22 protein-coding genes are annotated in these 24,360 nt (G+C 58.5%); 13 read left to right on the top strand and 9 right to left on the bottom strand.

The window, feature by feature from the left end:
- Positions 1-32: 32 nt before the first annotated feature.
- Both ppk1 and GJU83_RS07565 read left to right on the top strand, forming a co-directional pair.
- Complete coding sequence (gene ppk1, locus GJU83_RS07570) at positions 33-2,174, top strand: polyphosphate kinase 1 (protein WP_153633990.1); 2,142 nt, start codon at positions 33-35, stop codon at positions 2,172-2,174.
- A gap of 21 nt (positions 2,175-2,195) precedes the next feature.
- Positions 2,196-3,485: a DUF945 family protein gene (locus GJU83_RS07565; RefSeq protein ID WP_153633989.1), complete on the top strand. Its 1,290-nt coding sequence runs from the start codon at positions 2,196-2,198 to the stop codon at positions 3,483-3,485.
- A 59-nt stretch (positions 3,486-3,544) separates the two neighbouring features.
- Here GJU83_RS07565 and coaD read toward each other — a convergent pair whose 3' ends face one another.
- From coaD to GJU83_RS07545, 4 genes are all read right to left on the bottom strand, one after another.
- Complete coding sequence (coaD, locus tag GJU83_RS07560; protein WP_008173494.1) at positions 3,545-4,021, bottom strand: pantetheine-phosphate adenylyltransferase; 477 nt, start codon at positions 4,019-4,021, stop codon at positions 3,545-3,547.
- 257 nt (positions 4,022-4,278) lie between these two features.
- Positions 4,279-5,868 carry a GMC family oxidoreductase gene (locus tag GJU83_RS07555; protein WP_153633988.1) on the bottom strand — a complete coding sequence of 530 codons (1,590 nt, stop codon included), beginning with the start codon at positions 5,866-5,868 and terminating at the stop codon, positions 4,279-4,281.
- Between the two features lie 28 nt (positions 5,869-5,896).
- Positions 5,897-6,535, bottom strand: coding sequence for a hypothetical protein (locus GJU83_RS07550; protein WP_153633987.1), 639 nt, complete (start codon positions 6,533-6,535; stop codon positions 5,897-5,899).
- 170 nt (positions 6,536-6,705) lie between these two features.
- Positions 6,706-8,151: a coniferyl aldehyde dehydrogenase gene (locus GJU83_RS07545; protein ID WP_153633986.1), complete on the bottom strand. Its 1,446-nt coding sequence runs from the start codon at positions 8,149-8,151 to the stop codon at positions 6,706-6,708.
- A 192-nt stretch (positions 8,152-8,343) separates the two neighbouring features.
- On the opposite strand from GJU83_RS07545, the gene GJU83_RS07540 reads away from it, so the two are divergent.
- Entirely contained in the window at positions 8,344-8,994 is a 651-nt protein-coding gene (locus GJU83_RS07540; protein WP_069182131.1) for a TetR/AcrR family transcriptional regulator, read from the top strand.
- A gap of 216 nt (positions 8,995-9,210) precedes the next feature.
- Here the strand turns inward: GJU83_RS07540 and yihA are convergent, their stop codons facing one another.
- The gene (gene yihA / locus GJU83_RS07535) at positions 9,211-9,858 is read right to left on the bottom strand and encodes a ribosome biogenesis GTP-binding protein YihA/YsxC (protein WP_153633985.1); all 648 of its coding nucleotides are present in this window, start codon (positions 9,856-9,858) and stop codon (positions 9,211-9,213) included.
- Between the two features lie 177 nt (positions 9,859-10,035).
- Between yihA and GJU83_RS07530 the strand changes: the two genes are divergently transcribed.
- From GJU83_RS07530 to GJU83_RS07520, 3 genes are all read left to right on the top strand, one after another.
- Positions 10,036-10,644 carry a c-type cytochrome gene (locus tag GJU83_RS07530; protein ID WP_069182126.1) on the top strand — a complete coding sequence of 203 codons (609 nt, stop codon included), beginning with the start codon at positions 10,036-10,038 and terminating at the stop codon, positions 10,642-10,644.
- A 143-nt stretch (positions 10,645-10,787) separates the two neighbouring features.
- Positions 10,788-11,423 carry a thiol:disulfide interchange protein DsbA/DsbL gene (locus GJU83_RS07525; protein WP_136631154.1) on the top strand — a complete coding sequence of 212 codons (636 nt, stop codon included), beginning with the start codon at positions 10,788-10,790 and terminating at the stop codon, positions 11,421-11,423.
- 60 nt (positions 11,424-11,483) lie between these two features.
- Positions 11,484-12,344 carry an endonuclease/exonuclease/phosphatase family protein gene (locus tag GJU83_RS07520; RefSeq protein ID WP_069182124.1) on the top strand — a complete coding sequence of 287 codons (861 nt, stop codon included), beginning with the start codon at positions 11,484-11,486 and terminating at the stop codon, positions 12,342-12,344.
- Between the two features lie 66 nt (positions 12,345-12,410).
- Here the strand turns inward: GJU83_RS07520 and rpmG are convergent, their stop codons facing one another.
- The 3 genes from rpmG to radC form a co-directional block, all read right to left on the bottom strand.
- Complete coding sequence (rpmG, locus tag GJU83_RS07515; protein ID WP_008173465.1) at positions 12,411-12,566, bottom strand: 50S ribosomal protein L33; 156 nt, start codon at positions 12,564-12,566, stop codon at positions 12,411-12,413.
- Positions 12,567-12,577: 11 nt separating this feature from the next.
- Positions 12,578-12,814 carry a 50S ribosomal protein L28 gene (gene rpmB / locus GJU83_RS07510; protein ID WP_008173462.1) on the bottom strand — a complete coding sequence of 79 codons (237 nt, stop codon included), beginning with the start codon at positions 12,812-12,814 and terminating at the stop codon, positions 12,578-12,580.
- Between the two features lie 228 nt (positions 12,815-13,042).
- Positions 13,043-13,717, bottom strand: a complete 675-nt coding sequence (gene radC, locus GJU83_RS07505) for a RadC family protein (protein ID WP_069182123.1) — start codon at positions 13,715-13,717, stop codon at positions 13,043-13,045.
- A gap of 187 nt (positions 13,718-13,904) precedes the next feature.
- Here radC and coaBC point away from each other — a divergent pair, with 187 nt between their 5' ends.
- The 7 genes from coaBC to argA all read left to right on the top strand — a co-directional run bounded on the left by coaBC (position 13,905) and on the right by argA (position 23,269).
- Complete coding sequence (gene coaBC, locus GJU83_RS07500; protein WP_069182122.1) at positions 13,905-15,104, top strand: bifunctional phosphopantothenoylcysteine decarboxylase/phosphopantothenate--cysteine ligase CoaBC; 1,200 nt, start codon at positions 13,905-13,907, stop codon at positions 15,102-15,104.
- A gap of 41 nt (positions 15,105-15,145) precedes the next feature.
- Entirely contained in the window at positions 15,146-15,607 is a 462-nt protein-coding gene (dut, locus tag GJU83_RS07495) for a dUTP diphosphatase (RefSeq protein WP_069182121.1), read from the top strand.
- A gap of 95 nt (positions 15,608-15,702) precedes the next feature.
- Positions 15,703-18,345, top strand: coding sequence for a phosphomannomutase/phosphoglucomutase (locus GJU83_RS19165; protein WP_069182120.1), 2,643 nt, complete (start codon positions 15,703-15,705; stop codon positions 18,343-18,345).
- Positions 18,346-18,405: 60 nt separating this feature from the next.
- Positions 18,406-19,302, top strand: a complete 897-nt coding sequence (argB, locus tag GJU83_RS07485; RefSeq protein WP_069182119.1) for an acetylglutamate kinase — start codon at positions 18,406-18,408, stop codon at positions 19,300-19,302.
- A 24-nt stretch (positions 19,303-19,326) separates the two neighbouring features.
- A complete protein-coding gene (locus GJU83_RS07480; protein ID WP_069182118.1) occupies positions 19,327-20,577 on the top strand; it encodes an acetylornithine deacetylase in 1,251 nt (416 codons plus the stop codon).
- A gap of 26 nt (positions 20,578-20,603) precedes the next feature.
- A complete protein-coding gene (gene argE / locus GJU83_RS07475; protein WP_069182117.1) occupies positions 20,604-21,773 on the top strand; it encodes an acetylornithine deacetylase in 1,170 nt (389 codons plus the stop codon).
- A gap of 188 nt (positions 21,774-21,961) precedes the next feature.
- Positions 21,962-23,269: an amino-acid N-acetyltransferase gene (gene argA / locus GJU83_RS07470; protein WP_069182116.1), complete on the top strand. Its 1,308-nt coding sequence runs from the start codon at positions 21,962-21,964 to the stop codon at positions 23,267-23,269.
- On the opposite strand, the gene GJU83_RS07465 is transcribed toward argA, so the two are convergent.
- The gene (locus tag GJU83_RS07465) at positions 23,243-24,313 is read right to left on the bottom strand and encodes an aminopeptidase (RefSeq protein ID WP_069182115.1); all 1,071 of its coding nucleotides are present in this window, start codon (positions 24,311-24,313) and stop codon (positions 23,243-23,245) included. The genes argA and GJU83_RS07465 overlap by 27 nt on opposite strands.
- Positions 24,314-24,360: the final 47 nt, after the last annotated feature.

Here is a 24,360-nt window from a genome sequence, read left to right as displayed (position 1 = left end):
GGTAGCGGCGAGCAAACTGGAATCGAGGAATCATGACAACGGATACGGCGAAGAATCAGACGGCAGGGGATGAGCGGAGTGTGCCTGCTCCGGTGAACGTGCCCCCGGTTGGTGAGGAAATCAACCTGGACGCCAACGAAAACTACTTCAACCGTGAACTGAGCCAGCTCCAGTTTAATTACCGGGTTCTCAAGCAGGCACTGGATACGACCCACCCACTGATCAACCGTCTGATTTTCTGCTGCATCTTCAGCAGCAACATGGACGAGTTCTTCGAGATCCGTGTTGCCGGCCTGCGGCAGCAGATGAAGTACGGCCGGGAAACCGTTGGTGCCGACGGCATGATGCCCGAGCAGGCGCTGGCGGAAATCAGCCGTGTTGCCCACGAGTACATTCGCGAACAGTACGACATCCTCAACAATGTTCTGATTCCGGAAATGGAACAGGAGAACATTCATTTTGTCCGTCGCCGGGAGTGGACGCCGGAGCAGGCGGAGTGGGTGCGCACTTACTTCGAAGAGGAGATCCTTCCGGTGGTCAGCCCCATCGGGCTGGATCCGTCGCACCCGTTTCCACGCCTGGTCAACAAAAGCCTGAACTTTATTGTGGAGCTGGACGGCAAGGATGCCTTCGGCCGGGAAACCGGTATGGCGATCGTGCCTGCACCCCGTTCGCTTCCACGTCTGGTCCGGCTTCCTGATGATGTCTGTAACGGTGGCGACAACCTGGTGTTCCTGTCGTCCATGATCCACGCCCATGCCGATGAGCTCTTTCCCGGAATGGAGGTGAAAGGCTGCTATCAGTTCCGGCTGACCCGAAACGCTGACCTTGAGCTGGAGGATGACCTGGAAGACCTGGCCTCGGCCCTTCGTGGTGAGCTGCTCAGCCGCCGGTTCGGTGATGGTGTGCGTCTTGAGGTTGCCGACAACTGCCCGGAAGAGCTGGTTCAGTTCCTGCTCAAGGAGTTTGGTCTGACCGAGCGGGATCTGTATCAGGTGCATGGCCCGGTCAACCTGACGCGGCTCATGGCAGTCGGTGGGCTGGTAGACCGTCAGGATCTGACCTATTCCGGGTTTTCACCGTCCATTCCCAGGCAGATTCGCAGCAAGGAATCAATGTTCGACGCCATCCGCAAGCGTCCAATCCTGCTGCTGCATCCCTATGAGAATTTCAGCCCGGTAGTGGATCTGCTGCGCCAGGCCGCCAAGGACCCCCAGGTTCTGGCGATTCGACAAACTCTCTACCGCACCGGCGCCGATTCAGAAATTGTTGAAGCCCTGGCGGACGCCGCGCGTCGTGGCAAAGAGGTTACCGCTGTTATCGAGCTGCGGGCCCGTTTCAGTGAGGCGGAGAACCTGGAGCTGGCCAGCCGGCTGCAGGAGGCCGGGGTGATCGTGGTGTACGGTGTGGTCGGCTACAAGACCCACGCCAAGATGATCCTGATTGTCCGTCGCGAAGAGGGGCGCCTGCGTCGTTATGTTCACCTGGGCACCGGTAACTATCACGCCGGCAATGCCCGCCTGTATACTGATTACAGCTTCATGACCTGTGACGAGTCTATCGGTGACGACGTCAACAAGCTGTTCCAGCAGCTCACGGGCATGGGCAAGGCCCTGAAGATCAAGAAGCTGTTCCACTCGCCATTCACACTGCACTCGCGCCTGCTCAGCCTGATCGAGCGCGAAGCCGGCTATGGCGAGAAAGGCCGGATTATCTTCAAGTTCAATGCGCTCACGGAAATCCAGCTGATCAAGGCGCTTTACCGCGCCTCCCAGGCCGGTGTGAAGATCGATCTGATTATCCGCGGTATCTGCTGCCTGCGCCCAGAGGTGCCAGGGCTTTCCGAGAATATTCGGGTCAGGTCCATCATCGGACGTTTCCTTGAGCATACCCGGGTGTACTACTTCGGCAACAACGGCCGCCCGGATGTCTATTGTTCCAGCGCCGACGGCATGGAGCGTAATCTGCTCAGCCGGGTGGAAACCGCCTTCCCGCTGGATGATCCCGAGCTGGTCGCCAGAGTCAGGGAAGATCTGGACACCTACCTCGCCGACAATTGCCAGTCCTGGGTGCTGCAACCGGACGGCAGCTATATCCAGAACCAGCCTGGCGAGGACGAAGAGCGCCTGGCCTCCCAACTGGTACTGCTGGAACGGCTGACCGGAAAAACCTGATTCCCGAACTGGAGAAAACCTTTGAATGCAAAATGGATGATTGCTGGTGCCGGTGTACTGGCTGTAGCCGGTGGCCTGCCCTGGGTCGTGGGGTACGTGACTGAACAGCAGTGGCAGCAGGCAACGGCGGAGGTGAACAGTGCCCAACCGTTCCTTCGCATGGAAACCGATAACTACGACCGAGGTATTCTCGGTGCCCGGTTCACTGGTTCGATCAACCTCACGAACCCGGAAACCGGAGAGTCCCAGCAGTTCTCCTATCGTGCCGATGTAACTCACGGGGTAACCGGCAGCCTGATGGATTTCGAACCCGAAGGAGGTTGGTCATCAGGAGGCACGGACTGGTTTTCTGGCGAGGAGCCGAGGCTGACCCTGGAAACCCGGCTCTGGGGCACCGCAGTGATTGAGCTCGAAGCGCCCCAGATGAGCGTAACTGATGCGAGCACCGGCGAGACCGTTGCCTCCAGCGGCGGGTTGGCAAGAATCGAAATCAGCGATTCGGGCTCGCAGGCGGATGCTTTGATGGTCTGGCCGGCTCTGACTCTGTCTGGCCCGGACCTGGATATTCGGGTCAGCGACTTCCACCTGGAGCAGACAATGACCCATCTGTCTGGTGAGGTCTGGACCGGCTCTGGCGAAGTGATGGTGGACTCGGTTGCGGTGACACCGGTTGCGGAAGCGCCCGTCAGGCTCGAGGAGATTTCGATCCGCAGCAGCAGTGAGCCGGTGAGTGATGGCGAGCGTCTGGATTCGCGGATGGCTTTCGAGGTTGCCAGAGTTGCAACGGCCGATGAGACGTATGGCCCCCAGCGGCTGGTGTTCGAACTGTCAGGGCTGGACGTGGCGGCCTGGAGCGGGCTGACGGAAAGCCTGTCATCACTGCAGGCCCTTGCGCTTAACCAGGCTTCCGGTGGTCCTCAGCAGTTCGAGCAGCAGATGAATGCCATGCAGGAGGTAAACACAGCCCTGCGTGACCTTGCAGCTGCCGGCTTCTCCGTTGGTTTTCCGGAACTGACCGTAACCACGCCGGAAGGTGTGGTGGAGGGCAGCGCCAGTATTTCCCATCCGGAGCTGACAGCCGATAAGAAAGGCGAGATGCTGATGGTGATGCAGAAACTGACCGGGGAAATGGATCTGAGTCTGCCGGTTGCGCTCGCGGAGGAATATCCGGAGTTCCGGTTGCAGCTGGCACCCCTTATCAAACAAGGGTTGCTGGTCCAGCAAGACGATCGACTGGTGCTTGATGCCAGTATGAGAGACCTCATGCTCGAGGTGAACGGGGTGGAGATCCCTTTGCCGCCGTTGCTCTGAGGCCTGGTTCCCTGTCGTAAAAAAGCCCCGTTGATCGGGGCTTTTTTACGGCTTCAAATTCAGCTGAATTTCTTTTTGAGTGCAGCCTCTACCGCCGGATCGACAAATTCCGATACATCGCCGCCCAGGGAGGCAATTTCCCGGATCAGGGTGGAGGAGATGTAGGACAGGTGATTGGCGGGTGTCAGGAAAACGCTTTCCACTTCCGGAGCCAGACGGCGGTTCATGTCGGCCAGCTGGAATTCGTATTCGAAATCCGATACCGCCCGGAGTCCCCGGAGGATCACGGTGGCGCCCTGTTCACGGACAAAATCGGCCAGCAGGTTGCTGAAGCCGGTGACGCTGACATTGGGGAGATGCGCAGTTGCCTGGCGGACCAGTTCGCAGCGTTCTTCGAGGTCGAGAAGTGGCTGTTTCTTGGGGTTGTAGGCGATGGCGACGACGATTTCATCAAACATTCGGCCGGCACGTTCGATAAGGTCGGTGTGGCCGTTGGTGATGGGATCGAAGGTGCCCGGGTAGATGACTTTGGACATGCACAGCTCCTTTCTTTGCAAGGGCCTAGGATAGCAGCATTTTTTGGCTACCTGTAGTTGGCGGCCGGGACAATGGAGGATGCATGTCGGCTATGCGGTAGTGCCAGCTGGAAGGGCTGATCCGGGAAACGCTACGAGCACATCCATGTGCGCTTGAGCGAAGCCATCCCTGGCTTCTCACATTCCCGGATCAGCCCTTCCAGCCGGCCCTGTTATCCCCGTGCGAGTCTCCCCGATGGGCAGTGTTAGCCCACTGATCAAGACAGTCTTTGTGCAAGTCTGGTGCTGTTTCTGGCCGCTAAAGCATAAACCGACAGCTGCGGGTTGGCCCCAATGCTGGTGGGGAAAATCGAGGCATCGTGCACGCTGAGGTTGCTGACGTGGTGGTGCTCGCCGAAGCCGTTGACAACCGAGGTTGCCGGGTCCGCGCCCATGGCGCAGCCGCCCATCTGGTGGGCGGTGAACAGGCGGACGCGGTGGGGTGCCATGGGGAGTTGGTCGATGGCGGCTTTTGCGTCGGTCCAGTTGGTGTACCAGTCGGAATCCAGGTGCATGAGGCGGACTTTTTCGGCGCCGGCGGCGAACTGGATTTCGGCCATGGTGTGGAAGGCCTTGCGGAGGCCCTCCCAGAGGTAGTCGGTGACCGGGTAATCCAGTACCGGGCTGCCGTCGTCGCGTAGGGATACTGTGCCGCCGGGGCTTTCGGGGTGGAAGCCGTCCCGGAGCAGGGCGATGACGGACTGCATGTGGGGCAGACCGGCCATGTTGTTGATCTGGGTTTCGCCGTGGCCGGGGATCACGCCGCTGGACATGCCGGGATGCAAGGGCGGTACTTCGAGCTTGTAGCCAACCGGGCCGTCGACGCCGTCGCGGAAGTTGAATTCGTCGGAGTAGATGGATTGGGGCGCGCCGTAATACGGGTCGACGCGCTGAGGCATCTGGGCGACTGTGGCGTTGACCGGATGGATGAATGAGCGCTTGCCGATGCGCTGGTTCGGGTCCGGGATGTCGGAGCGGAGCAGCAGGCCGGGGCTGCCGATGGCGCTGGCGGCGACCACGAAGTGTCGGGCTTTGAGCTTGACCTTGATCCCGGTCGGGGTGACACCATCATCCGCAAAGGCAGAGGCTTCCAGGTGGTCGATCTTGTCCTGGTTCATGACCAGGCGGTCGGCGCGCAGGCTGTGGAACAGGCGGGCGTTGTTGTCGAGTGCACCGGGGATGGTGGTCATGAGAGCGCCCTGCTTGGCGTTGGTCGGGCAGCCGATGCCGCAATAACCCAGGTTCCAGCAACCTTTGACGTTGCGGGGAATGATCTGCCAACTGTAGCCCAATTTCTCACAGCCCTGGCGCAGGATGTCATTGTTGACGTTGGGGGCTACCTGCCAGGGCGACATGGAATGCCGTTCTTCCCGCCCGTCGAACCAGGGCGCCATGGCCTCCGGGCGGAGGTCTTTCAGTCCAAACTGGTCGGCCCAATAGTTCAGGGTCGGCTCTGGTGTACGGAAACTGCTGGTCCAGTTCACCGTGGTGGAACCGCCAACACAGCGGCCCTGAAGAATGGCGATCGCTCCGTCCCGGGTAACCCGGCTCATGCCTTCCTGATAGAGGTTGGCATAGGAGGTCTGCTCGTCCATCTTGAAGTCTTTCTGGTAATACAGCCGGCCTTCTTCAACGAGGATTACGGACAATCCGCTGCGAGCGAGAATCTCGGCGGTGGTGCCACCACCGGCGCCGGTTCCGATAACAACAACGTCGGCTTCCGTGGTCAGGTTTTCCGTCAGTCGAGCACCATCGGTGACTTTCCAGCCCGATTCCAGGCCCCGGGCAATACGATCGGTTAATGACATGCTTTTGCTCCGTCAGATCAGCTGGCAATCAGGCGTTTTGGAATTGTGGTAGTGCGTCGACAGCATACTGGGGCGGTCCGGGGTAGCCGGACAGGTGCCAGAAATCGCGATAGCCATAAAACGCCACGTTGCTGATCTTGGTCAGCGCTATGTAGCCATTGTTGAACAGCCCGATACGGCTGGTGCGCCAGCGTTCCAGAAACGCATCCGCTTCCTCTGTGGTTACATTCGGCCAACTGGACCAGACCCGGGCAACGGTCACGCGGGTGAGCCCGAAGTTCAACAGATCAAACAGTCGCCGCAGTTCCTTCTGGTTGGCCGGTCCGAACTTGTGGATGCCGGCGTCAATTCGCTCGATCGTCCCGGCAATTGCCATGTTTCTGGCCTGGGGCTGCTCTGGCAAACCCGGACCAACCATGGCGGGCAGCAGGGCCTCGAACAGCGCTATGTCATCCTCGGTCAAAAACCGGAACTGGTAACTGGCATCCATACGGGTGCCAACGGCACTGAGTCTGCCCGCTGGCTGCGTCGCGCAACCGCTCAGCCCGGCGGTGACACTGACGGTACCAAGAAAAAGAGCGCCGCCCAGTCCGGTTTTGAGAAAGCTTCGGCGGTTGAGATCGTTAAATTGAGGGTGTCCTGACGGATCAGGGATCTGTTTCTGCATGGGCGGGTTCTCGTTATTGTTTTATTTAAGGCACTGACGTTGTCTGATCGTCGAGGGCCAGTTCTGCCTTCCAAAACTGTGCAAAACAGGGATGTTTTGCTCAAGCCTACACGGACGTATTCACGGCGTGTTTTGGAAGGGGCTACCAGCCCTCGACAGACTCCGCGTTCTCAGCGGATAAAGAACTTGTAAACCATCTTGTGCGCCGTCGTCCCGTGGGGCGCATAGACAAATTTGCCGCTGTTGAATTTCTGCTTGGTGAAAATGGCGCGGTGATGAGAGAAGGTCAGGAACCCTTCGCGGCCATGGTAGTGCCCCATGCCGGAATCGCCGATGCCACCAAACGGCAGGTCGTCCTGGGCAACGTGCATCAGTGAATCGTTGATGCACATGCCACCAGAGTGGGTGTTGTCTACCACATGCTGCTGCTGAGTCTTGTCGTATCCGAAGAAGTACAGGGCAAGGGGCCGTGGACGGTCATTGATGTAATGGATGGCTTCATCCAGCCCACCATAGCTGACGACCGGCAGAATCGGACCAAAGATCTCATCCTGCATCACCTTCATGTCCGGCGTGGTTTTCAGGACCAGTGTCAGAGGAATTTTGCGGGTGCCATCCTTGAGATTTTCCCGGGCCGGATTGATTTCCACCAGCTCGGCGCCTTTCTCCCGGGCGTCCTCCAGGTAGCTTTGCAGGCGATCGTACTGCCGCTCATTGATGATGGCGGTGAAATCGTCGTTGTCCCGCAGGCTCGGGTACATCTCGGAAAAGCGGGCCCGGAATTCGTCGACAAACGACTGCACCCGGTCGGCGGGACAAAGCACGTAGTCTGGCGCCACGCAGGTCTGCCCTGCGTTGAACGCCTTGCCAAAGGCAATACGCTGCGCAGCGTCTTCCATCGGTACATCCGGCGAGACCACGGCCGGGGATTTGCCACCCAGCTCCAGGGTAACCGGCGTCAGGTTCTCAGCCGCTGCCTTCATGACCAGCTTGCCTACTGACGTGGAGCCGGTGAACAGCAGGTGATCAAACGGGCGCGACGAGAAGTCCGCAGCCACGTCAGCCTCCCCGGTAATCACCGAGACAAGGTCTTCCGGGAAGCTGGCTTCGATCAGTTCCTTGAACAGGGCCGAGGTATGGGGTGTGTATTCCGACATCTTGATCATGGTCCGGTTACCTGCGGCCAGGGATGCGATCAGAGGACCCACCGCCAGATACAGGGGATAGTTCCAGGGCACGATCACACCTACCACGCCCTTGGGCTGGTAGTGGACCTTGTTGCTGGCAGGCTGGAACAGCACGGATACGTGGCGTTTGGATGGCTTCATCCAGCCACTGAGGTTCCTGAGCGTGTAGTTGATGCCCTGGATTGACGGCATGACCTCGGCAATCAGGGATTCGTCCTTCGAGCGGCAACTGAAATCCCGGTCAATGGCATCCAGTAGTCGGTCCTGGTTACTCAGCAGTACCCGTTTCAGGCGCTTCAGGTTCTCCTGCCGCTCCGCCAGGGAAGGCATGGGGTTGTTACGGAACGCCTTTTTCTGATCTTCGAACACCCGGTGGGTGTGCTGGATCTGTTTCTTGCTCTCGGTGAGCTGAACGACAGTGGCTCCCATGATGCTTGCTCCTCTGTGGCGGCAACCAGAGTTGGTTCGCGGCCTGGCATTTCGGATACTGAACGATTGGCGAAAAAGTGTTCAGTTTGCGTCTGGGGGTATTATTAGAGTATATACTCTAGTGAGTCAAGCGGGGCCGGATGGCGAATCAGGCCATCTGTGAGCTGTACAACACCAAACGCCGACGGGTCTATGAAGACAAGAGACAAAATACTGCTCTCCAGCCTGGAGCTGTTCAACGAACGGGGCGAGCGCAACGTCACCACGAATCACATTGCAGCGCACCTGGCCATTTCGCCGGGCAACCTCTATTACCACTTTCGCAACAAGTCGGACATCATTTACGAGATCTTCCTGGAATACGAAAAGCTGGTGGATTTCTACCTGGATATTCCGGAAGACAGGGCCATGACCCTGGACGACATGACCTTTTATCTGGAGTCGGTCTTTGACGGTCTCTGGAGTTACCGATTCTTCCACCGGGATCTGGAATACCTTCTGGACAGCGATCAGAGGTTGCGGCAGGACTATCGCGATTTTACCAACCGCTGCCTGGCATCCATCAGTCGCATCTTCGAGAAACTGGCGGAAGCCGGCATTATTGAGCCCCAGGAGGAGGACCTGCGGTCGGCGATGTCGCTCAATGTGTGGCTGGTGATTACCAACTGGATGGCGTTCCTGAAAACAGCCCATGCAGCCGAGGAATCCGCCTGCCTTACCCTCACCGAGTTGAAGCAGGGCATCTATCAGGTGCTGACACTCGAAATTCCCTATCTGACACCGGCGTATCGGGAGCGCGTGATGGCCCTGAGAGAAAAATACCGCCCTGCATTGCACGACTGAGATGTTCCGGGTTCCGCAGTGTGTAAGTGAAACCCGAAAAGCTGGTCAAAAAATGATCTAACCTGGAACTTTGCGCGAAGATCAGAGTCAGAAGGGTGACGTTGGGAATTCGGACATTCCTTGCGTCTCCTGAGTGCGATCTCAGGTTTTAGCACGTCGCAAACCCTGACGTTTCACCGGTCTGCTTTTCGGTAGGCCGGTTTTTTTTTTATGTCATCAGAGGCTGGCGCCTTCGTCCCCGGGATGGCATTCCAGCCAGTCGATCAACGCCTCCCGACACTCCTCCACGCCCCGTTTTGACGTTGCAGAGAACATGATCAGGTGTTCCACGCAGGTGTACGCTTTCAGATCCTTTGCGATGCCGAGCATGGCCGTTTTGGCCTGGCCGAACTTCAGTTTGTCGGCTTTGGTGGCCAGAATCATCAGCGGCAGGTTGTTATGCTCGCACCATTCCACCATCATTTGGTCGAAATCGGTCAGCGGATGACGAATGTCCATCACCAGAACCAGGCCACGCAGACAGCGCCGGTCATTCAGGTAGTGACCGAGGTGTTGCTGCCAGTCGTCTTTCATGTCCCTGGATACTTTGGCGTAGCCGTATCCGGGAAGATCGACCATTCGGCAGTTCTCGCGGTTGAGAGAGAAGAAGTTGATGAGCCGGGTACGCCCGGGAGTCTTACTGGTCCGGGCCAGCTTGCCGTTGGCGGTGATTGCGTTCAGGGCGCTGGATTTTCCGGCGTTGGAGCGGCCGGCGAAGGCGACCTCGGCACCGAAATCCGGCGGGCACTCATCCAGACGGGAAGCGCTGATGAGAAATCGGGCGCTGTTGAAAGAGAGGCTTTTTTGAGTCAGATCAGGGTCCACAGCGGTTGGCTTTCCTTTGGATTTCAGTTATCAGGGATTAATGTATAATGCTACACCAATTCCGGGCGGCGCGCTGCGCGCGACCGCTGTCAGCCCCGGTTTTGAGCCTGAACTGGTCAGCGCCTACCGGCTGCATAGCGAAGAATACCCTTAAAAGATGAGAGAAGCGGAGCGAGCATGAAAAAACTGATCGCAGGAGTAGTTCTCGGTGTTGGCCTCACGGCGATGGCGCACGGGGCGGGAGATCCTCAAGCAGGCGAACAGAACGCAGCGGTATGTGCCGGTTGTCACGGCCAGAATGGTGCCAAGCCCATTATGGGGTCTTATCCCAAGCTGTCCGGTCTGGGCGAAAAATACCTGTATCGCCAACTGGTGTTGATCAAGGACAAAGAGCGGAATATCGCGGAAATGACCGGTATTCTGGACAACATGAACGACCAGGATCTGCAGGACCTGGCTGCCTACTTCAACGCCCAGGACATGGTGGTTGGTCAGGCTGATCCGGATCTGGTCGATCAGGGTGCGGCACTTTACCGTGGCGGTAACATGGCAACGGGCGTACCGGCCTGTGCAGGCTGTCACAACCCGCAAGGTGTTGGCAACGAGCCGGCCGGTTACCCGGCTCTCGGTGGTCAGAACGCAGAGTATCTGATCAAGCAGCTGAATGCCTATCGCGATGGTTCCCGGGATGCCGGCACGAACGCATCGATCATGATGGATGTCGCCTCGAAGCTGACCGATGCCGAGATCGAAGCGGTTTCCAGCTACATCTCCGGCCTGAACTGAAATCGCCGGACTGTACCGAAAACCCCGCCTGGTGCGGGGTTTTTTGTTGCCTTTCGTTTCTGTAACTGCCGACCTGTGGAACTTTTCAGGTACGCTGGGTCATAATCCTCCCAAAACGATATTCAAATAACCGGAGATGTTTCATGTTTCGATCCTTCAGAATGGTTTTCCTGCTCCTGTTGGCACTGTCGGTTTCTGGCCTGGCCAACGCCGCAGAGTGGAAAGAAGGGACTCATTACAATCGTCTGGATAACCCGGTAAGAACCGATAGCGATTCTGGTGTCGAAGTAGCCGAAGTCTTCTGGTATGGCTGTCCCCATTGCTACAACTTCAAGCCCCTGGTTGAGGCCTGGGCGGCCGATGCACCGGATTACGTCAACTATGTGAAGATTCCTGCGGCGCTCGGCAGAAACTGGGAGCCCCATGCCTACGCCTTTTACGCCCTGGAAGCCATGGGTGAGTTGGACAAGGTCCATGATGCGCTGTTCGATGCGCTTGCTGGCGAGCGCCGCCCCCTGAATTCGCCGGAAGCCCTGGCGGACTTCGTTGCAGATTATGGCGTGGATCCGGATGAATTTGTCAGCACCTATAAAAGCTTCGGTGTGAATGCCCGCATGCAGAAAGCCCAGTCGAAAATCCGTGGCGCGCGGATCACCGGAACTCCGACTATGCTGGTTAATGGCAAGTACACTGTCAGTGCATCCATGGCCGGCAGCCACGAGGCCGTTCTGGAAGTGGTGGACTACCTTGTCGCCAAAGAGCGGGGCGAGGTGGAGTAAGGGAGCGCCAAAGAGCCACAACCGAGTTCAACAAGCAGCCGGCCGGTTGAGACCGCCACTATGTACAAGCATATAAGAAAGCAGTTGAATGGCATCCTGAAGCCGGCCGGCGGGCCGAGGGGTGCCTGCTCAGGGACCGAGCATGTCCCCGAGTTCGAGCCGCAAAGACACATTCGCCTGCTCACCTTCAACATTCAGGTGGGTATCAATACCTCTTCCTACCGTCACTATCTCACGCGAAGCTGGCAGCACATACTGCCCCATCGCAATCGCATCGAGAATCTGGACCGGATTGCCTCCCTGCTGCGCAGCTACGACGTGGTGGCCTTGCAGGAGTGCGACGGCGGCAGTTTGCGCAGCGGCTACATCAACCAGGTGCAATACCTGGCCGAAGCGGCCGGCATTCCCTATTGGTACCAGCAGCTGAACCGGAATCTTGGTCAGATCGCCCAGCACAGCAATGGTCTGTTAAGCCGGTACCGGCCCCTTGATGTTACCGAGCATAAATTGCCGGGTCTGATTCCGGGGCGGGGTGCCATCATTGCACGATACGGAACCGAGCATGATCCGCTGGTGCTGGTACTGATGCATCTTTCCCTGAGCAAGACGGCCCAGCAACGCCAGTTAGGCTACATCCGGGAGTTGATCGCTGATTACCAGCATGTGGTTCTGATGGGAGACATGAACGCTCATGCGGAGCAGCTGCTTACCCAGACACCCCTCAAGGAAACCGATCTGGTGCCCTTGCCAGACACAGCCCACAGTTTTCCAAGCTGGCGGCCCGAGAAGGCCCTCGACCATATTCTGGTGAGTCCCTCATTGGAGATCCGACGTTCAGAAGTGGTCAGCTATCCGATGTCAGATCACCTTCCTATTGCCATGGACGTGGCGTTACCCGAGGGTTACCTGGAGAAGTTCTGAGTGTCAGAGAGCCACAAAAAAGCCCGGCGCATTGGCCGGGCTTTTATGTGGATGCCGGATCAGGAATTACTTGATCTTGGCTTCCTTGTAGGCAACATGCTTACGGACAACCGGATCGTACTTTTTGATCTCGATTTTTTCCGGAGTGTTACGCTTGTTCTTCTTGGTCGTGTAGAAGTGACCAGTACCTGCTGATGAAACCAGCTTGATTTTCTCGCGCATGATGCGGCTCCTTAAAATTTCTCGCCGCGGGCACGAAGATCGGCCAGCACAGCGTCAATGCCTTTTTTATCGATGATGCGCATGCCCTTGGTGGAAACGCGCAGCTTCACGAAACGCTTCTCGGACTCAACCCAGAAACGGTGGTTCTGCAGATTCGGCAGAAAACGACGACGAGTGTGGTTCATCGCGTGGGAAACGTTGTTACCGGATACCGGACGCTTACCGGTAACCTGACAAACTCTGGACATACTTGCCTCCGACCTGAGCAATGGTCTTAATAATACGAATTCGTTTTTAATGCGTCTCTGGTTGCAAAGGAGCCATCACGCCCCCGTTCGCGCCTCTAAACTGAACGCTGCTCGCCAGACGCCGCCAGAAAGGGACGCTTTTATACCAGAACTCGCACCCCAACGCAAAAAATTGTTGGGAATTTGGCCAGTTTTCCGGCATTGACGTTCACCATCGTAAAGACGGTTTTACAGCAGACCCCGTTCAGCGAGGGATATTACCTCACCATGGCCAACAACCATATGGTCAAGAACCCTGATATCCACCAGACCCAGCGCCTCTTTCAGCCGACGGGTCAGTGAAATGTCGGCCTGGCTGGGCTCTGCCACGCCCGAGGGATGGTTATGTGCGAAGATCACTGCCGCGGCATTGTCTTCCAGGGCCTGTCGCACCACTTCTCTTGGGTAGACGGCCGCGCCGTCAATGGTGCCCCGGAACAACTCACGGTACTGGATGACGCGATGACGATTGTCCAGGAACAGGCCTGCGAACACCTCGTGGGGATAGGTGCCCAGCCGGCTGGTGAGGAAACGCCGGGTATCCTCGGGAGATCGCAGGGGGTCCCCCTGGCGTAGTGGTTCCTCCATGACCCGGCGTGCCATTTCCATGGCCGCCTGAACCTGGGCGTATTTGGCGGTTCCCAGGCCTTTGACATTGCAGAACTGGCGCTGGGAGGCGGTCAGTAGCCCCCGGAGCCCCGAAAATTCCTCAATCAGGTGGCGCGCCAGTGCCATCACCGGCATGCCAGTGGTGCCCGTGCGCAGGAATATGGCGAGCAGTTCTGCGTCGGAGAGGGTTGGCGCCCCGTGGGCGAGCAGGCGTTCCCGCGGACGTTCGTCCGTGGGCCAGGTGGAATCTGTCATCTTGGCTTCCTTGCGATGGTCAAGTCCGGCCCCGGGCACTTCCTGCGCCGCGACGGGCCTCTCAGGGTTACAAAGGTTACTTCAAAAAGTAACAATCGGTAAACGTATGCCTGGCCTGGCAGGCTGTCGCTGTGGCCTGAGCATGCTATCTTATAAGCCTTTCATTTTATGCGGAAACGGAGCCCCTATGGCCGCCAGACGAATCCTGTTGGGAGTGACCGGTGGTATTGCAGCTTATAAAAGCGCCGAACTTGTGCGTCAGCTGAAAAAGGCCGGCCATGAGGTGCGGGTTGTGATGACCCGTGGAGCAGAAGCTTTTGTGGCACCACTGACCTTTCAGGCTCTCAGTGGCGAGCCAGTTCGGACCTCCTTGCTGGACCCGGAGGCGGAAGCGGGCATGGGGCATATCGAGTTGGCCAAATGGGCCGATCAGGTGGTGATAGCGCCGGCGTCGGCGGATTTCATCGCCCGTCTGGCCCAGGGGATGGCAGACGATCTGCTAACCACTGTCTGCTGTGCAACCGAGGCGCCCATCGCCGCGGTGCCGGCCATGAATCAGGCCATGTGGAGCAACGCCCGTACCCAGAGAAATATCCGGCTTTTGGAAGAAGATCCCCAAATCGAATTGTGGGGGCCCGACCAGGGCGCCCAGGCCTGTGGTGATACCGGTCCCGGGAGAATGCTGGAGCCAGAGGCCATTTTCGGTCTTATTGATCGGGGTAGCGAGGGGGTGCTCTCCGGTAAGACCGTGGTGATTACGGCAGGTCCGACCCGAGAGCCCATCGACCCGGTCCGCTATATCAGTAACCACAGTTCCGGGAAAATGGGCTACGCCCTGGCCAGTGCAGCGAGCAAGGCGGGCGCCCGGGTGATTCTTGTCAGCGGACCAGTGGCCCTGGCGCCTCCGATCGGTGTTGAAGTGCGCCAGGTTCTAACGGCCGAGGACATGTTGCGAGAAGCCTCGAATGCCGTGGATGAGGGTTGCGATCTTTTTATTGCGACGGCGGCGGTGGCGGATTACCGTCCGGAAACCTGCGCCGGAGACAAGATCAAGAAATCCAGTGAGGCCATGGCACTCTCGCTGGTGCGCAACCCGGATACGCTGGCAACCATTGCCGGGCGTGACGACGCGCCCTTTACAGTGGGGTTCGCAGCGGAGACCACTGACGTGGCCAGCTATGCCATCGACAAAATGCAGCGCAAGAAGCTGAACATGATCGTGGCCAACGACGTATCGGCGCCGGGCCTTGGTTTCAACAGCGACAATAATGCGGTAACCGTGTTCTGGCCAGGTGGTCAGACGTCTATCGGCCCGAACAGCAAAACGAACATTGCCCGGGAGCTAGTGGCAATGATAAGCGAACATCTCGACCAGGCCGCCCGCTAATTCAGCGAAGCGTTCCGGTACCACAATCGACAGGACACCTCATGAGCAGGAAAAATCTTCAGGTACGTATTCTGGATGACCGTATCGGTAACCAGATTCCCTTTCCCGAATATGCCACCGAAGGCTCCGCCGGCCTTGATCTGAGAGCCTGCCTGGATGAGCCGCTGACCCTGGAACCGGGCGATACCCAACTGATCCGGACCGGCTTGTCGATCCACATTGCAGATCCTTCCCTGGCGGCCATGATCCTGCCCAGAAGCGGGCTCGGCCACAAACACGGCATTGTCCTTGGCAATCTGGTGGGGTTGATCGATTCGGATTACCAGGGCGAGTTGATGGTGTCCTGCTGGAACCGTGGGCGCACCAGCTTTACCGTGGATGTAGGCGAACGCCTGGCCCAGTTGGTACTGGTGCCGGTCGTCCAGGCGGATTTTGAGGTGGTTTCGGAATTTGACGCCAGTGTCCGTGGTGACGGCGGCTTTGGCTCCACCGGCACGCGGTGACCAGGAGGCCGGCCACGCAGAACCACGCGCCGGCGTCTATACTTTGCGGGTAAGTGCTTGTCCAGGACGATAAAATTACAACTGCAGGATGGACTATGAAGCTGGGTAAAAAGAAAGATGCCGACGCGTCCGTTGATGAAAAACCGTCGAAGAAGGCGGTAAAAAAGGAAAAGGCCAGTGCCTCGGGCCCCAAGCTCAAGCGGCTGAATACCGTGGCAGTAAACCAGTCACTGGTCGTGGTTCTGGCGAGCGTAATTGCCGTTGCATTGCTTCATTTTCTGGTGGTCCAGCCTTCGGCAACGGAACGATTTGGCTCGTTGAAAGCGCTCGAGGCCGATGCCGCAGCGCTTCGACTGAACCAGTATTTCGACCAGGTCCAGAAAAGCGTCAATGGTCTTGCCACTCAGCCGCATGTGGTTCAGGCGCTGGGCAGCCCGAACGAGATACCGCCAACCGAAGTGCAGCTGGCGGATTCACTGCCCGGTATAGAGGCAGTCCATCTGTTTCCCTACCGTGACATTCCCCGTACTTCAAGCAATGAGGGACTGTTGGGGTTCTCAGGCCTTGAACTGGCCCGGCGCGCTGAAACCGGCCAGCGGCTCTTCCCGGATGCCTTCCCAAGGGATGATCGCTGGTTTTTCCAGATGGCCACCCCAGTGCGCAACCCGACAAGCAATGCGGTCATCGGAAGCCTGCTGATCATCTTCGACTCCGCCCAGATCCAACCGTTGCTGCAGGTAGTCAATTCCAGTCTCGGCGGCCAGTTGGCGCTGGTCCAGACGGTGTCAGGTTCGTCCCGCACCGTAGTCAGCAATGGCAACGGATCCGGAAGCGCCGAATCCCGGAAGCTCGGCAATCCTGACTGGACGGTAACCTATACCCCCGCCAGATCCTCCGCAGCGCCGGTGGATACGTTGATGATCGCTATTCTGGTTGGGGTTCCCGCGCTGATCGCAGCCATTATTGTCTGGGTCCTGCTGGGCGGAGCCCAGAAAGGTCTGCGCCAGGATGTGACCGCTCTGATCCAGTGGGCTCACAAGGTTTTTGGCGGAGAGCGGGTGAAGTTGCCGACCTTCCGCTGGGATATGGTGGCGTCAACCGGTGAGGTGCTGTACCGGTTGTCGCAGGTTGTCGATAAGCGGGTCGCCAAAGCTGGCGAAGCGGCGAAGCCAAAGCAGGCTGCTGCCGGGAAGGCCGGTGCAGGTACCGCCAAGGGCAGCGATGAACCCCTGTTCCAGGAAAAGGACATGCTCGATATCGACATGCTTGATGGCGATGAGGACGTTCTCGGTTTCGGCAGTGGCGAAGATACCGTCTTTGGTTCGGGCGACACCCCGGATGTAGAAGAGGTGGCACTGCCTCAGGTAGAGCTGTCCCAGGATATTTTCCGGGCCTATGACATTCGAGGCATTGTCGGCGAAACCCTGACTGCCGAGGGCGTTGAGGTGATCGGCCGGGCCATTGGTTCCGAAGCCCTGGAGCGTGGTGTCGACAGCCTCTGCATTGGTTATGACGGTCGCCATTCGAGCCCGGATCTTGCGGATGCCCTTGCTCGTGGAGTGATGGCCACCGGGTGCAACGTGATTCATGTGGGCGCCGTGCCCACACCGGTACTCTATTTTGCCACCCACGAACTCCAGACTGGCTCTGGTGTCATGGTCACCGGCAGTCATAACCCCTCCAATTACAATGGCCTGAAAATCATGCTGGGCGGGGAAACCCTCTCGGGGGAAGCCATCCAGAAACTGTATCAGCGAATTCAGACCGGCGATTTTGCCAGTGGTCGGGGCGGTCAGAGTACCGAGGATGTCCGCCGTGCCTATCTGGACCGGATTGTTGGCGATGTTGCGGTAGCGGCACCGCTGAAGGTTGTCGTTGATGCCGGCAATGGCATTGCCGGCGAACTCGCACCCATGCTCATTGAAGAATTGGGCTGTGAGGTGATTCCGTTGTACTGCGAGGTGGATGGTGACTTCCCGAACCATCATCCGGATCCCGGCAAACCGGCAAACCTTGCGGATCTGATTGCCCGTGTCGAATCGGAAGGTGCTGACATCGGGCTGGCTTTCGACGGCGATGGCGATCGACTCGGCGTGGTCACCAATTCCGGCAAGATCATCTGGCCAGATCGCCTGATGATGTTGTTCGCCCGGGATGTGGTGTCCCGCAATCCGGGTGCTGACGTTCTCTATGACGTGAAGTGCAGCCGCAGGCTGGCCGGTGTGATATCCGAAGCGGGCGGCCGGCCCATCATGTGGAAAACCGGTCATTCACTGATGAAAGCAAAAATGAAAGAGACTGGCGCGCTCCTGGCCGGGGAAATGAGCGGTCATATCTTCTTTGGTGAGCGGTGGTACGGTTTTGATGATGGCCTTTATTCCGCCGCCCGCCTGCTGGAAATCCTGGGCATTGAAGACCGGCACAGCGATGAGGTCTTCGAGGATTTCCCGGACGATATCAGCACCCCGGAGCTGAATGTCGAAGTGACCGAAAGCTCCAAGTTCGACATCATAAAACGGCTCGGCGAGGACGGTGACTTTGGTGACGGCAACATCAGCACAATTGATGGCATCCGGGTGGACTACGCCGACGGCTGGGGGCTGTGTCGGGCATCCAATACCACGCCAGTGCTGGTGCTACGCTTCGAGGCGGAGACAGAGGAGGCACTGGAACGAATCAAGTCTGTGTTCCGGGACCAGCTGCAGAAGGCAGCGCCGGATCTGGTGGCAGAGTTTTGATTTGAAAGCCCACTGACGATTTGCAGATCGATAACAACTCAGGATTAACAAGGCGAAAACATGGCGCTGGATCGTGAAACAGCAATGCAGGTGGCTTCGGTACTGAGCCGGGGCCTGCCCTATATTCAAAGGTTTACCGACAAGACCGTGGTCATCAAATATGGCGGTAACGCCATGGAAAACGAAGACCTGAAGAGCAGTTTTGCCCGTGATGTGGTGTTGATGAAACTGGTAGGTATCAACCCGATCGTTGTCCACGGTGGTGGGCCCCAGATCGGAGAGTTGCTGGAACGATTGAATATCCAGTCCCGGTTCGTCAATGGCATGCGGGTCACCGATTCTGAAACCATGGACGTGGTGGAGATGGTGCTGGGCGGCCAGGTCAACAAGGAAATTGTTTCCCTGATCAATTCCCACGGTGGCATGGCGGTGGGGCTCACCGGGAAGGATGCGAACCTGATCCGGGCCCGCAAGCTGGAGGTGGTCAACCGTTCTCCCGAACTGGAGCGGCCCGAAATCATCGACATCGGCCATGTTGGTGAGGTTGCCAGTGTGAACGTGGATGTTATCGACATGCTTACCCGCAGCAACCTGATTCCGGTGATTGCACCGATTGGTGTGGGGCCCGATGGCGCTTCCTACAACATCAACGCTGACCTGGTGGCAGGCAAGGTGGCCGAGGCCATGAAAGCCGAAAAGCTGATCCTGCTGACCAATGTGGCCGGACTCAAGAGCAAGGACGACAAGGTGCTTACCGGGCTCACGGCCAAGCAGGTTAACGAGCTTATCGAAGACGGTACGATTCATGGCGGCATGCTGCCGAAGATCCGGTGCGCCCTCAGTGCGGTGGAGAATGGTGTACGCACGTCCCATATCATCGACGGCAGGGTCGCTCATGCGTGCTTGTTGGAGATCTTTACCGATGAGGGTGTCGGCACCCTGATTTCACGTAACTGACGGCACCCGACAAGGAGTCTCCGGATGAAACGCCTGCTTGCGACGCTGGTAGTACTGGTTCTGATCGGCTTTGCCGCGTTCAAGGCAGGTGTCTGGTGGCTGGCAGACCAGCGCATGGCTGAAGCAAGACAGGCGCTGGAATCCTACGGTGTGCTGCATCGAGGCAGCATCAGTTCCGGTATTGAGGGCCGACTGGTTCTCAACAATGCCAGTTGGCAGGATTTCGAGCTTACCCAGCCGCTGGATATCGCCCGGGCGGAGTTTGATACTGGTTCACCCGTTGACCTGCTGTCTGCTCTCGCCGATCCGACCAGTCTGCCGGCCCAGTGGACCCTGAGACTAGATGGCCTTGGCCTGACTCTGGACCCGACCATGCTCCGGAACTGGGTCACCGCAGAGGGCGTTAACAGTGAGGGAGATCCGGCGCTGTTTGTCCTGTCATGTGCGCCAGATCCGCGGCAGCAACTGGGGAGCGGCGATCTGATCCGCATGGGCATCACCGCGTTGGCCGGCGATGGTTTCGTGCGCCAGACCCAAGGCAATCTCCACGCGGAGCTGAATACCATCAGCACCGGTAGTCTCGAACTGGACTGGACTGATGCCCGAATCCGGGTTCAGGATTCCGAACTGTCCGTTTTGGACGGTGACGAGCCTATGCGTTTGACCCTGCGCGATGGCGGCCTGATGCGCCGAATCGCCGCCTACTGTGCCCGCGAAGCCGGCATTGAAACCGGCGAATGGGCCGGGCGGGCGGTGGCCGCGCTGGTTGCTGGACTCGAAGCCCGGGGGTTGGCCGCCAGCGATCAGCTGAAGGCGCTTTACCGGCAGTGGCTGCTTGAGGGCGGTGAGCTTACCGTGAACCTGCAACCGGATCAGTCCATGTTTGGTGTTCCTGTCAGAGTAGATGACAACGGTGGCCAGGGCCCAAGCTGGCAAGTTCGCTACAATGGTGCCGGCGTACCGGACGTCTTTCTGACCGAGGCCGAGCCTGTTGTTCAGGAAACACCAGAAGTGGCGGTTGAGCCAGTGGTGCCAAGAGAAGATCCTGAGACCGAAAGCTGGTACCCGGCGGAACTGGAGAGCGCCGAACAATGGATTGACCGGCAGGTTCGGGTAACCCTGTCCAACGATAATGTTGTGGAGGGTCGTCTGGTGAGCGTCAGCGAGCGTGAGCTGGAAGTGGCCCGCGTGGTTGCCGGTGGTGAAGTCGCCTATCCGATGTTGACCAGGGCGATCGTCAACTTTGAAGTCTGGCGTCGTGGCCGTGCACAATGATTCCAGTGGGAATCTGAGAGGAAACTATGTCGCAGTCCGATAGCAAATCCGCAACGGTGCCGGGCATTCGTGACATGCTTGCCCGCCTGATATCGCTGCCTTCCATCAGCAGCGCGTCGGCGAAGTGGGATCACAGCAATGAGCCCGTGGTGCGAACGCTGGCCGAATGGCTCGAGGCTCTCGGGTTTTCTGTGGAAATCCTGGAAGTGCCGGGGATGCCCGGAAAGTACAACCTGATCGGAACCCTCGGCAGCGGCCCGGGTGGTCTGGTGCTGTCCGGCCACACCGACACAGTGCCCTTTGATGACAAACGCTGGCAGAGCGATCCCTTTACCCTGACCGAGCGGGACAACCGCTGGTACGGGCTGGGCACCTGTGACATGAAAGGTTTTTTTCCGTTGGCCATCGAGGCGGCCAGGGCCTTTGTGAACGAAGATCTCAAGCAGCCCTTGATCATACTGGCCACGGCCGACGAAGAGAGTTCGATGGATGGCGCCCGGGCCCTGGCCGAAGCCGGCAAGCCCAAGGCCCGCTACGCGGTCATCGGCGAGCCCACCAGCCTGAAACCGGTGCGCATGCACAAGGGCATCATGATGGAGCGCCTGAAATTCGAGGGCCAGTCCGGCCACTCCTCCAACCCGGCCCTCGGCCGCAATGCCATGGAAGGAATGCACGAAGCGCTCACAGAATTGCTGGCACTCCGGTCAGGCTGGCAGGAAAAGTACCGGAACCCGAACTTTGAAGTGCAGTTTCCAACCCTGAACCTGGGCTGCATCCACGGCGGTGACAACCCCAACCGCATCTGCGCCCAGTGCGAGCTGCACTTTGACTTGCGTCCACTGCCGGGCATGAACATGGAAACGCTGCGCCAGACCATCCTGAGCAAGGTCCAGCCGATTGCGGAGCGTCGGGAGCTGTCGCTGGAATTCGAGCCACTCTTCGACGGCGTGCCACCCTTCGAAACCCCGGCCGATGCGGCCCTGGTCAAAGCCTGTGAAAAGCTCACCGGTCACACGGCCCACGCAGTCGCTTTCGCCACAGAAGCGCCCTGGTTACAGAAACTCGGCCTGGAAACCCTGGTCATGGGCCCCGGATCCATCGATCAGGCGCACCAACCGGATGAATTTATAGAGCTGTCCCAGCTGGAGCCAACCGTTAAAGTACTGCGAGGGCTTATCCGACAGTTTTGCCTTTAAGACGGAGTCCGGGTCAAATAGGGGGCTGAACACTGTCGGGAGCCCTCTCCAAAACACGCCCGTAAATACGTCCCTGTAGGGCTCGGTCGCGCCATCCCTGGCGCTCCACGGTTTTGGAGAGGGCTCCCGACAGTGTTCGTCAAACTGAATTGCAGGCCGCGTAAAGAAAAAAGCTTGGAGTATTCGAATTGAAATCAAACGACTGGCTGCATGGATTCCGCCATTCATCCCCTTACATCAACGCCCACCGCGGGCGTACGGTTGTGCTGACCATACCGGGGGATGCGATTGAACACGGGAATTTTATCAACATCATTCATGACATCGCGCTGCTGAGCAGCCTTGGCGTGCGGCTGGTCGTTGCCTTCGGTGCCCGCCCGCAAATCCAGGCGCGGCTGGATGGCGCCGGGGTGGAATCGTCGTTTGCCAAAGGGCTGCGGATTACACCGCAAGAGCACCTTGGCATGGTGATGGAGGCCATCGGTGGCCTGAGAGCTTACCTGGAAAGCCACCTTTCCATGGGGCTGGTGAATTCGCCGATGCACAATGCCCGTATTCGGGTGAGTGGGGGTAATTATGTGGCCGCCAAGCCGGTGGGTGTGCTGGATGGTATTGATTTTGGCCACACCGGCAAGGTGCGCCGGGTGGATGTGGCCGGCATCGAGAAACTGCTGGAGTTGGGGCACATTGTTCTATTACCGCCGATGGGTTATTCGCCCACCGGGGACGCCTTTAATCTCTCCTACGAGGATGTTGGTAGTCAGGTAGCGGCGGCGCTGCAGGCCGAAAAGCTGATGGTGTTTATTGATGATCCCGGCTTGCAGGAAGAGGACGGCAGCCTGATCAGGGAGCTGTCAGCGCGTCAGGCGTCCGAACGTCTGGCTTCCGGTGCGGTAACCGGTCACGATGCGGATCTGCTCAGGGCGGCCTGTGATGCCTGTGTGAAGGGCGTACGGCGTGCTCACATCATTAGCTATGTGGACGACGGGGCGTTGCTGAAAGAACTGTTCACTCGGGACGGTGCCGGCACGCTGGTGAGCGGCGATCACTACGAACAGTTCCGCCAGGCCAGGGTTGAGGATATTGGCGGGATTCTGGAACTGATTCAGCCATTGGAGGAGCAGGGCATTCTTGTGCGCCGTTCCCGGGAGATGCTGGAAACCGAAATTGACCGGTTTGTCGTGGCAGAGCGAGACGGGACCATCGTGGGCTGTGCCGCTCTTTACAGTTACCCCGAGGAAGGTGCCGGCGAGCTGTCCTGTTTTGCCGTGGATCCAAACTATCGCCGCGCCGGGCGGGGTGACGAGATTCTGGCGATGGTGGAGAAGCTGGCCAGGGGGCAGGGCATCCAGAAGCTGTTTGTGCTCACCACCCAGACGGAGCACTGGTTCCGGGAGCGGGGCTTCCAGCCTTCCACCGTGCAGGCCCTGCCCGGGCCGAAGCTGGCCTCCTACAATACCCAGCGGAACTCAAAGGTGTTCTTCAAACCGCTGTGACAGGGCCGCCAGGTGTTCAGACCTCTGGGGTTCCGGTTGCTCCGACAGCGTCTCGACGGCCTTGTAAAAGCTCGCAAAGTCGTAGTCTGCATTTCGAAGCATCTGCCGGAATGCCGGTACATGCTGGTTGTACTGGCGAAACAGCGCAACATTGGCATTGTTCAGACTGACCGGTGCGGGTCCGAAAGGGCCCGGCTCGGGCCAGTCTGCGGAAAGCTCCTGATAGGCTAGCGCCAGGTCTTCGAAAATGGCCGTTTTCCGGTTTCGCAGTTGGTCATCTGGCAAGCTGTCCTGCTCGGCGTACAGTGTCTGCAGGCGGGCGCTGAAGTCCTCCACCAGGGTCAGTGTCTGGTTGCGGCGGGTAAGACGGTCCAGGGCTTGCCGGAACTGACCGGGGTTGCCCTGCTCCGAGAGCCAGAGTCTCAGACCCTCCAGCTCTACGGCGGTGGCGAAGCTTTCGTTAAAGGCCGTGTCATCGGCAATGTAGACCACCCGGTGGGCCAGTTCATGGAACATCAGCGCGACCATGCGGTCCGCCGCCAATCGGGTAAAGCCGGTGTGCAGAGGGTCATCAAACCAGCCAAGGGTGGAATAGGCCGTCACACCACCAATGAAGGTGTCGAAGCCGTTGTCCTGGAATTGCGCCTCCTCGGTACGGGCATCTTCCAGATTGAAGTACCCCCGGTAGGCCTGGCAGCCGAGAACGGGGTAGCACCAGCGGTGTGGCTCCAGCGAGAATTCGGGCACGGCCACCAGATTGACCACCACCCAGGGTCTGTTGAGCTCCACGTAGTCGCTGAAGGCGTCTCCCACCGGCAGGGCCAGTCGTTGGGCGGCGAAGTGCCGGGCCTGCTGTGTCAGCGAGAGTTTTCCTCGCAACTCCAGTGGGGTTTCATTATTTGTGAGGATCTTCTCCACCGGTTCCCCGGCCATCATCAAGGATAGATGCCCACTGACAGCTTGCGAATAGTAGCCAATGGTCGAACAGCCGTTAAGCATTGTTACCAGTAGCAAAAGTAGATAGATCTGACTAAGCTGTTTCATGGGTCAGGATGTTATAGTGGATTGGTTTGCCTGTGGGGGCCAGGCCG

It is taken from the genome of Marinobacter salsuginis (assembly GCF_009617755.1).
In the GTDB taxonomy this organism is placed as follows: Bacteria; Pseudomonadota; Gammaproteobacteria; order Pseudomonadales; family Oleiphilaceae; genus Marinobacter; species Marinobacter salsuginis.
Note: the sequence above shows the minus strand (reverse complement) of the source record. Positions and strands in the feature narration are given on the sequence as shown.